The organism is Blautia sp. ZXY-1-B12, from assembly GCF_056339915.1.
On the sequence record NZ_JBWJVP010000221.1, the window covers coordinates 1 to 9,308 of the forward strand.

Here is a 9,308-nt window from a genome sequence, read left to right on the forward strand (position 1 = left end):
AGTATACAGACATGATCATAAACGGGAGAAGCACATAAATCATACCGATCACAATTGCCGGATAGCTGTACAGGATGGACAGCGGTTTCTCAGATGATCCCGAGTTTTATCAATACAAAATTCAAAAGTCCTTTTTTTCTTGCAGAATAATGATCCAGCCATACAGACGGATCAGGGAATTTACCCAGAACGGCGTAGACAACAGAAGCTGCGCCTTTTTCTTTCTGTGCTCCGGCAGCCTCGCCATGAAATACCCGAACGGATAGCCGATCAAAGCGATCACTATCGTACTGGTAAATGCCAGCTTCAGTGATTCCACAAATGTATTCAGGTATACAGGTTCCAGAATATTTCTGTAATTGTCCAGCGTAAATTTCCAGGTCACCCCAAATCCTCTGGAGGGCGTAGCAAAACTCAGCGCCACCATATAGACAAGGGGGCATACCACAAACACAATGGTAAAAATATACAGTGGAAGTGCCATCCATGCAGAACTGTCAGAACGGTTTCTACGCTTCTTCATGAATGTCCTCCCTGTCTACCAGTACTGCATCTGTCGGCAGAAAAACTGCATCTCACTGTCTGGCCTTCTGCTACGGATGCGTCGATTCCGTATCTGCTGGCGATCAACTGTGTACCATCACTCAGCTTCAGAGTTACACGAAGCTGACCTCCTGCGAAGTTCTTCTCTGTAACAGTCGCCTGTAAACCCGATATACTATTCGTATCATGTATATCCGAAATCCCGCCTGCCACACTTATATCAACAGTGTCTCCGTTATCTGTACCGGTATCACCGATTGCGGCAGCTTCCTGCAACAATATATTTTCACTTCTCACAGCCAGAGTTACGTTCTCTCCTGCTGTAAGGTGCTGTTTTGCCCCTGTATTCTGCTGACTTGTTTCAAGCTTTACAATTACCTTGTCATTTCCAATTTTTACGATTGCATTCTCTCCCTGAATACTCTCTGCAACTCCATGCAGGATATTCGCATTTCCTACAAATGTTGCCACATAACTGGTCTTTGGATGATTATAGATTTCATCCGGTGTTCCGATCTGCTCAATACGTCCGTCCCTCATCACCGCAATCCTGTCAGACATGTTGATAGCTTCTTCCTGATCATGAGTGATATAGATAAATGTAATTCCCAGTTTCTTCTGCAGATGCTTCAGTTCTATCTGCATCGCGCGGCGAAGCTGCAGATCCAGTGCTCCCAGCGGCTCATCCAGAAGCAGAACTTTGGGATTATTCACCAGTGCTCTCGCAATGGCAACTCTCTGTTTCTGACCGCCCGAGAGTTCGGAAGGCTTTCTTTTTTCATATCCTTCAAGCTGCACCAGTTCCAGCATCTGAGAAACTTTTTTCCTGATCTCACTCTTAGGAACTTTTTTCAGTTTCAGACCATAGCCAATATTCTCCGCAACATTCATATGTGGAAAGAGGGCATAATTCTGAAATACTGTATTCACATCCCTCTGGTTCGGCTCCAGACCTGTCACTTCCCTGCCATCCAGCCAGACACTTCCTGCATCGGGCTGTTCCAGACCGGCAATGATTCGCAATGTTGTCGTCTTGCCGCATCCCGAAGATCCCAGCAAAGTAATAAACTCCCCTTTACTGATCTCAAGACTGATATTATCCAGAACTGCTTCGCCTTCTGTAAAACTTTTCTTTATCTCCTTCAGTTCAAGTGAAACCTCTGCCAACTATACTCAGCTCCTTTCATATAAAAAAGATACCTCTTTATACTAAAAAAGATACGAAACCACGCGTAAAAGCTCTCGCCCCTACATCGGTTTATGCCAATGCTGACGCCTGTTACAGTGCCAGTCTCTGCATGGTTTCGCATCTGTATATGTCCATTTTTCCAATTATAGATATATCCGGTCCGTCCTGTTCCATCCAGTCTGCGTGCACTCCTGACCATGATGTCCACATAAGAAAACCGGAAATCAACCATTCTTCTTGATAGATTCCCGGTCATTATTTATTTGGTATAATCCAAAAGTTATATTAAAGGATAGGCCCGAGATTGTCAAGTAAATTTGTTACTGTTCACTCCGTTCACAGTAACTTAGCCAAAATTCATTCCAGATTGCCTGCGGCAATGGAATTTTGGCTTGTATGTCTCGGGATTTTTGCATATTCATGCCAAAACACCTCGCGGGATAGTGGCGTGTGGACAGTAACGTAAATTTCTCTTTACAATCATTTCAATTCCTACCGGCAATTTTAAGGTACTCACCATACGAACCTCCATAAAAACATAAAAAATCCACTATACTCTGCTTTTCAGTATAGCGGATTTTCTATAAAATTACAATTGCCCAATATCTTTCAAGCTGAAAATGAGACTCGAACTCACGACCCCTTCATTACGAGTGAAGTGCTCTACCGACTGAGCTATTTCAGCTTATGCTGTAATCTGTCAGAAATTGATAATTCTGACAGCCACAGCATTTAGTTTATAATATTATTTCTTCTCTGTCAAGTCCTTTTTGACCGGTATTTTCTCCTCCGTTTTATTCACTATTTGGGGTGCTTCTTTTGTCACCTTTTTCGTCACCGGTTTCACTGCAGTTTTTACAGCTGCTTTTGTTTTCCCGGCAGCCTTTCGTACAGTTCTTGTCTTGGTGATGGATTTCTTGATCTGGCTGTGCTCGGCAGCAGGCTTTTTCTCAATTTCTTCCGGAGTGCAGGTAAAGACTGCCACGCCAAGTGCCGGAAGCTTTACTGTGATGGAATACTCTCTCTCATCACACTCAGCCTTCTTCGCTGCTTTAACTCTCGTATTTACTACACCATTACCACCGTACTTTTTATCATCACTGTTAAAGATTTCTTTATATTTGCCGGCAAAAGGAACTCCCACATTGTAGTTTTCATATGGGATTGCCGCGAAATTGCAGACAGCCAGAACAGTTTCTTCCGGTTTCTCTGTCTTTCTCATGAATGCGATCACATTCTCCTCATACTTCATCAGCTGAACCCATTCAAATCCATCATATTCATCATCCAGCTGATAAAGTGCAGGATGAGCAAGATACATATTATTGAGGTCTTTGACAAATACTTCCAGTTCCTTTGGCATATCTTTATCCGGTGCCATCATCTTGCATCCCGGATGAAGCATCATATAAGCATAAGCCTCTCTGATCTGCGCATTCTTCTGTTCTTCACTTCCCGGCAGCTTATCCGCGAAATCCTTCAATGTACCAACATCCCTGCTGCCAAGCGTCAGAATATAATGTTCGCAGTATGCATAGAGCATGGACATAGTCAGCTGATCATGGTAATTCTTTCTCTCAATAGGATCCTTGCTCAAATATTCAAGCAGATCTTTTGTCCATCCGCCACTCCACTTATAGTCAAATCCCAGATGGTCATTCTCCACACTGTCTGTCAGCTCCGGCCAGAGTCCGTTCTCCTGAGCAACTAAAAGCAATCCGGGATTTCTCTCCTTTATCACAGAATTCAGATGCTTCAGAAATTCCAGAGCATCCAGATTTTCATTGGTTCCGTAAATATTAGGTGTCCACTCTCCCGGATTTCTGCCATAATCCAGATACAGCATGGCATCCACATCGTCCATACGCAGACCGTCAGCATGGTAGACCTCAGCCCAGAAGCAGGCATTGGAGATCAGGAAATCTTTCACCATCGGGCTTCCGTAATTATAGAGCAATGTTCCCCAGAACGGATGAATGGCCTCTGCCGGATTCTGTCTCTCATAAAGAGGTGTTCCGTCAAATTTCTCCAGACCGGAGGCATAACGCGGGAACTGTGCAGGTGTCCAGTCCAGAATCACACCGACCCCCGCCTGATGCAGCTCATCTACCAGCTTCTGAAAATCCGCCACGCTTCCAAATCTGGAAGTAGGTGCATAATATGCATATGTAGAATAACCACCTGTAATATCATCCAGATATTCCATCACAGGATGGAGTTCCACATGGGTAAAATCTTCCTCTGCCAGAAATTCCACCAGTTCCTCAGCGGATTTCCATTCCTCCAGAGATGTTTCATATATAGAAACCGGCTGTTTCCTGTCATCAAATCTGTGACGCTCTTTCATCCAGTCTCCGTCATTCCACTGAAAAGCACTTACATCTGCTACAACAGATGCTCCCTCAGGATCATGGTCTGCACTGTTCCCATAAGGATCAGCCTTTAACAGAACTTCGCCGCCTTTGACTTTAATTTCATATTTATAATGTGTCCCTGCCTCTACCCCGGGTACAAACAGCTCAAAGATACCGGACATAGGCATACGATGCATAATAGTCGCACGTCCGATCCATCCATTAAAATCACCTGCAATATTTACACTCACTGCGTTCGGAGCCCAGACAGCAAAAAGAGTACCTTTCACTCCTTTAATCTCCATTGGATGAGCGCCCAGCTTCTTATATGCCTCATAATAAACACCTGCGCAGAAAGCCTTCTCCTCTTCCTCTGTGATCTGGCATGGAAAAGCATAGGGATCATAACATTCTGTCTCTGTCTCTCCCATTTTTATAAGAAATCTGTATTCCGGCACCTTGCGTACAGGAAGCAATACTGCAAAATATCCGGCCTCGTCCTCTTTCTCGCAGACATAGGTTTTCTTTCCGCTGATCACACTGACTTCTTCTGCATCAGGAAAAAATCCCTGAATAAGAACTCCGTCCTGTGTGATCCTTGGTCCCATCACATCTCTGGGAGCAGTTTCCTCTCCATACACAATAGCTTCAATCCTCGGCCAGTCCATATAGCCGTATACTTTTTCGTCCATAGCTGCGTTACCTCCCCGATTGTCAGAAATACGATGATCGGTTACCCTTACCGGCAGCGTATTTATGGTACATTAAACGTCACCTGTAAACAATAACAAATCAAGTTATGTTTATTTTAGCATCTTTGCACAAAAAAATAAAGAAAATTGTTTGACAAATTCCCTTTCCTGCGCTAAATTTATGTTATTAACTATGGAAAGAATCTTGTTCCGGATACTATGCTTCTTTCCATCACAACAAGGAGGATACAAAATGGGAAACAAAGCCTTTGACGTAACCGCATTAGGCGAATTATTGATTGACTTTACTGAAAACGGAAGCAGCGCACAGGGGAATCCAATGCTGGAAGCCAATCCGGGCGGTGCTCCATGCAACGTGCTTGCAATGCTTGAGAAGCTTGGCAAAAAAACTGCATTCATCGGCAAAGTCGGAAACGACATGTTCGGAACCCAGCTTAAGAATGCCGTAGAGGAAGTAGGAATCGACACCCGCAATCTTGTAATTGATAACGAAGTACATACAACACTTGCATTCGTACATACCTATCCTGACGGAGACAGAGATTTCTCCTTCTACCGTAACCCGGGTGCAGATATGATGCTCACCAAGGATGAAATCCAGGAAGACCTGATCAGAGATTCCAGAATCTTCCACTTCGGAACTCTTTCTTCCACTCACGAAGGAGTACGCGAAGCAACCCGCTATGCCATCGATGTTGCAAAAGAAGCCGGATGTATCATCAGCTTTGACCCGAATCTTCGTCCGCCATTATGGAAATCTCTGGATGACGCAAAGGCAGAGATCGAATACGGCCTTGGCAAATGCGATATTCTGAAAATCTCAGATAACGAAGTTGAATTCCTGTTCGGAACTACAGACTATGACAAGGGTGCCGCACTTCTGAAAGAGAAATACAACATTCCGCTTATCCTTATCACACTTGGAAAAGACGGAAGCCGCGCTTACTACAAAGACATGAAAGTGGAAGCTGCTCCTTTCCTTCAGGAAAAGACTATCGAGACAACAGGTGCAGGCGATACCTTCTGCGCAAGTTCCTTAAACTATGTTCTGGAACATGGCCTGGACAATCTGACAGAAGAGAACTTAAAAGAACTGCTCACATTCGCAAATGCGGCAGCTTCTCTGATCACCACACGCAAGGGTGCTCTTCGCGTTATGTCCACCAAAGAAGAGGTTCTTGACTTTATGAAATCAAGAGGATGTTAATTTATATATTTCCTTAACGGACAATAATGAAGCCCGCTGCACTGCCAGACAGGGCTTCATTTTAATTCCTACATTTACACCGGACTGTTTACGCTGATACCGGTTCCGGTTTGTTACTATTATATAAGGATGTGTTTTTACAATGAATTCATCAGATAATTTTCAGGATTCTGCTCTTTCCCGTCTTATGCCCTTGATGAACAGTTCTTTTACTCCCGGACAGGCACAGGCTACTGTGGATAATTTTCAGGATCCGGATCAACGGCAGATTGCACAGGCTGAATTATATTATTTCTCAGGACGTGCAGAAGAATGCAGAAATATTGCGGAACTTTATCTCCAGGACAAAGATCTCTGTCTGCGCCTGTCCGCAGCACTTTTATATTCTTTTTCCAATCTTACTCTGGGCAATCCATCTGCTTCCAGAATGGGATTCAGAAATATTCAGGAATGTCTTCTTGTTGCAAAAGACAGTTCTGCACCAAAAGGAGCCATGGCTTCCTGTGTTTTCGCCAACTATCTGGCCATGGTACTGATGCATCTTCCCACAGACGGACTTCCTCCTCTTCAGGATTTTCTGCCATCTTTACCTTCCGGGCTTCGCGCTTATGCTGTTTATGTCCTCGCTCATAACGCTTATCTTCACAAAGAATATAAACGGGCGCTGGGATTATGTCAGTCTGTCTTTCTGATGCTTGACGGCTGCTACCCTGTTGCCATGGAATATCTCTACTGCGTGATCATTATGTGTCTGATCAACCTGAAGCAGCAGGATGAGGCCAGAGAAGCTCTGATAAAAGCATGGAACATGGCAAAACCGGATGGATTTCTGGAACCGTTTATCGAATATCATGGGTTGATGCTTGGACAGATTGAAGCCTGCATCAAACCTGCAGAACCGGAGAGTTACAGACAGCTTTCCCAGGCAGTTATTGCCTTCAGTCGTGGTTGGATGGCTATTCATAACCCACAGCTTCAGTCCTCTGTTACAGATAAACTGATGCCTATGGAATACTCCATAGCCATGCTCGCAAGCAAAGGCTGGACCAATCAGGAAATCGCAAAACAACTGTCTCTGTCCCCCAATACGATCAAACATTATCTTTCCCGCATTTTCCATCTGCTAGGTATAGAAAAACGCGAAGAATTGAAACCATTTGTAAATAAATAATGGCAAAAAGGCACTTTTTTGCCTTCTAACGGGCATTATATAATTTCATTCCATGATGTATAATATCCCTATAAACATATATTTTATAACAGGGAGGCGATCTTTATGAGAAAGAAATTATTAGCCGGGGTTATGGCACTTGCACTGTGTTCCACAAACATGCTCCCCCAGGCTATATTTGCGGGGGAATTTACTTCCGGGAATCTGGAAGAGGTAACTGAAGAAACTCCTGAAATCTTTACAGATGAGGAGCAGGATACGGCAAAAGAAGCATCTGAAGATATTTCCGTATTCAGCCCGGAAGATGTTCCTGCATTCAGCGACGAAACAGAAAATGTCCTGGCAGCTGCACAAGGTGAGGGAAATGGCGAAATTAATCTATCTAACAATTCCAAAGTTAATAATGGAATCTATAAAATTGACGCTGCAGGAACATACAAATTTACCAGTAACAATCAGGTAACCGCAAACCGAATTGTAATTCAAAATATCAATTCAAATCAGGGTAAAGTTGAAATTCACCTGAACAACTTAAATATTAACACTTCTAATGGTCCTGCTTTGTATATTATGGATAGTGTCAAAGTCGAAGTCCTCATATATTTACAAGGTAACAATGAATTGATAACGACTAACAAATCTTCTGCAGGTTTACAGAAGAACAATAGCTCATTACTTACAATAAGTAATGAGCCAGGCAAAGATACCGGATGTCTAGATGCGTCAAACAAAGCTATGGACCAACCTTATCCGTTTTCGTCAAAACTGGAACCGGCTGGTTATGGTGCCGGAATCGGCAGTGGCATGAATGAGTCGTTTGTCTCTAATATCGTTATTTCAGGTGTCTCTGTAACAGCAAGTTCCACTTCTGGCGCTGGTATCGGTAGTGGTTTGGCTTCAAATGCTGGTATCAGTGGCAATTGCTCTGATATTACTATTTCTAATAGCACTGTGACTGCAACTTCCACTTCTGGCGCTGGTATCGGTAGTGGTCAGGCTTCAGGTAATGGTATCAGTGGCAATTGCTCTAATATTAATATTTCTAATAGCACTGTAACTGCAACTTCCATTGATGGCGCTGGTATCGGTAGTGGTCGGGCTTCAAGTGGTACAGGTAGTGATACCAGCGGCAATTGCTCTGACATTACTATTTCTAATAGCACTGTGACTGCAACTTCCACTTCTGGCGCTGGTATCGGTAGTGGTTTGGCTATTGGTGGTGAAGATAGCTCTAATACCAGTGGCAATTGCTCTAATATTAATATTTCTAGTAGCACTGTAACTGCAACTTCCACTTATGGCGCTGGTATCGGTAGTGGTCATACTTTAGGTGGTGCAGGATGCACTAATACCAGTGGCACTTGTTCTGATATTTTTATTTCCGGCGGATCAGTAAAAGGTTCTTCCATTGGCTGTATTCCTCGTCAGTCTCAGAACGGAAGCCAGCTATATCTGTGTGAAATTTCAAATACAAGCTCTTCTACGGTAACAACTATAGATGACAAACCTTGGACGCCATCCAGCCATCTCTCAGATGGCAATCTGTATGCCTGGCTGACTGGAGAAGATCATTTTGTAACTGTTGGAAGTAAAAATCGATGTTATATTTTTACGTCAGGCACATTCACCCAAAAAGGCAAACATACTATAACCATTAATGATTTTAACTTTAACCCGCCTACTGACCTTACATATGATGGCAATTCCAAACCTGTTACTGTTATTCCCAAGGTCAGCTTTAAGGATATGGCAGAAAATATTACAGTAAAATATTTTCCTGAAGATAAATTAATAAATGGTTTTCCGGTAAACGCAGGAGACTATACAGTAAAAATAGCTGTTAATGAGGGTGATTTTTATTATCCCACCACCGGTGACCTAAGTGATCCAAATTGGTCTTTTACAATAAAGGAATCAGACAATACACCAAATTTTCCATTGAAAAACACAATCTTCGTTCCATGGTCCTGTAAGAAAGTAAATGAGATTGATCCTGATCCTCTTCCTGAAAACTGGGAATGGCAAGATTCAACTAAAGATCTGAATGTCGGAGACAATACCGCTACCGCATTTTACACTGGCGAAGACGCAAACAAAGGAAACTATAATACAGAAACTTTTACTTACACAA

5 protein-coding genes, 1 tRNA gene and 1 pseudogene are annotated in these 9,308 nt (G+C 43.2%); 3 read left to right on the plus strand and 4 right to left on the minus strand.

Going from position 1 to position 9,308, the window contains the following annotated elements; all coding sequences use genetic code 11:
• Positions 1–121: 121 nt before the first annotated feature.
• The 4 genes from AC075L_RS14635 to glgB form a co-directional block, all read right to left on the minus strand.
• Positions 122–523 (minus strand): ABC transporter permease, encoded by a 402-nt coding sequence (locus AC075L_RS14635; protein WP_476387852.1) that lies wholly within the window; start codon positions 521–523, stop codon positions 122–124.
• Positions 520–1,710 carry an ABC transporter ATP-binding protein gene (locus AC075L_RS14640; RefSeq protein WP_476387853.1) on the minus strand — a complete coding sequence of 397 codons (1,191 nt, stop codon included), beginning with the start codon at positions 1,708–1,710 and terminating at the stop codon, positions 520–522. Before AC075L_RS14640 ends, AC075L_RS14635 begins: the two co-directional genes overlap by 4 nt.
• A gap of 634 nt (positions 1,711–2,344) precedes the next feature.
• Positions 2,345–2,417: transfer RNA gene (locus AC075L_RS14645), tRNA-Thr, on the minus strand.
• A 60-nt stretch (positions 2,418–2,477) separates the two neighbouring features.
• Complete coding sequence (glgB, locus tag AC075L_RS14650) at positions 2,478–4,778, minus strand: 1,4-alpha-glucan branching enzyme (protein ID WP_022381049.1); 2,301 nt, start codon at positions 4,776–4,778, stop codon at positions 2,478–2,480.
• A 253-nt stretch (positions 4,779–5,031) separates the two neighbouring features.
• Here glgB and AC075L_RS14655 point away from each other — a divergent pair, with 253 nt between their 5' ends.
• The 3 genes and pseudogenes from AC075L_RS14655 to AC075L_RS14665 all read left to right on the plus strand — a co-directional run.
• Positions 5,032–6,006 carry a carbohydrate kinase family protein gene (locus tag AC075L_RS14655; RefSeq protein WP_022381048.1) on the plus strand — a complete coding sequence of 325 codons (975 nt, stop codon included), beginning with the start codon at positions 5,032–5,034 and terminating at the stop codon, positions 6,004–6,006.
• 142 nt (positions 6,007–6,148) lie between these two features.
• Entirely contained in the window at positions 6,149–7,177 is a 1,029-nt protein-coding gene (locus AC075L_RS14660; RefSeq protein ID WP_022381047.1) for a helix-turn-helix domain-containing protein, read from the plus strand.
• Positions 7,178–7,282: 105 nt separating this feature from the next.
• Positions 7,283–9,308 (plus strand): annotated as a pseudogene (locus AC075L_RS14665) (hypothetical protein); the annotation flags it as partial.

What these genes read in the sequence shown, in the direction of transcription:
- AC075L_RS14635 (WP_476387852.1), bottom strand. Translation starts at nt 523, where the DNA reads ATGAAGAAGCGTAGAAACCGTTCTGACAGTTCTGCATGGATGGCACTT.
- glgB (WP_022381049.1), bottom strand. Translation starts at nt 4,778, where the DNA reads ATGGACGAAAAAGTATACGGCTATATGGACTGGCCGAGGATTGAAGCT.
- AC075L_RS14655 (WP_022381048.1), top strand. Translation starts at nt 5,032, where the DNA reads ATGGGAAACAAAGCCTTTGACGTAACCGCATTAGGCGAATTATTGATT.
- AC075L_RS14660 (WP_022381047.1), top strand. Translation starts at nt 6,149, where the DNA reads ATGAATTCATCAGATAATTTTCAGGATTCTGCTCTTTCCCGTCTTATG.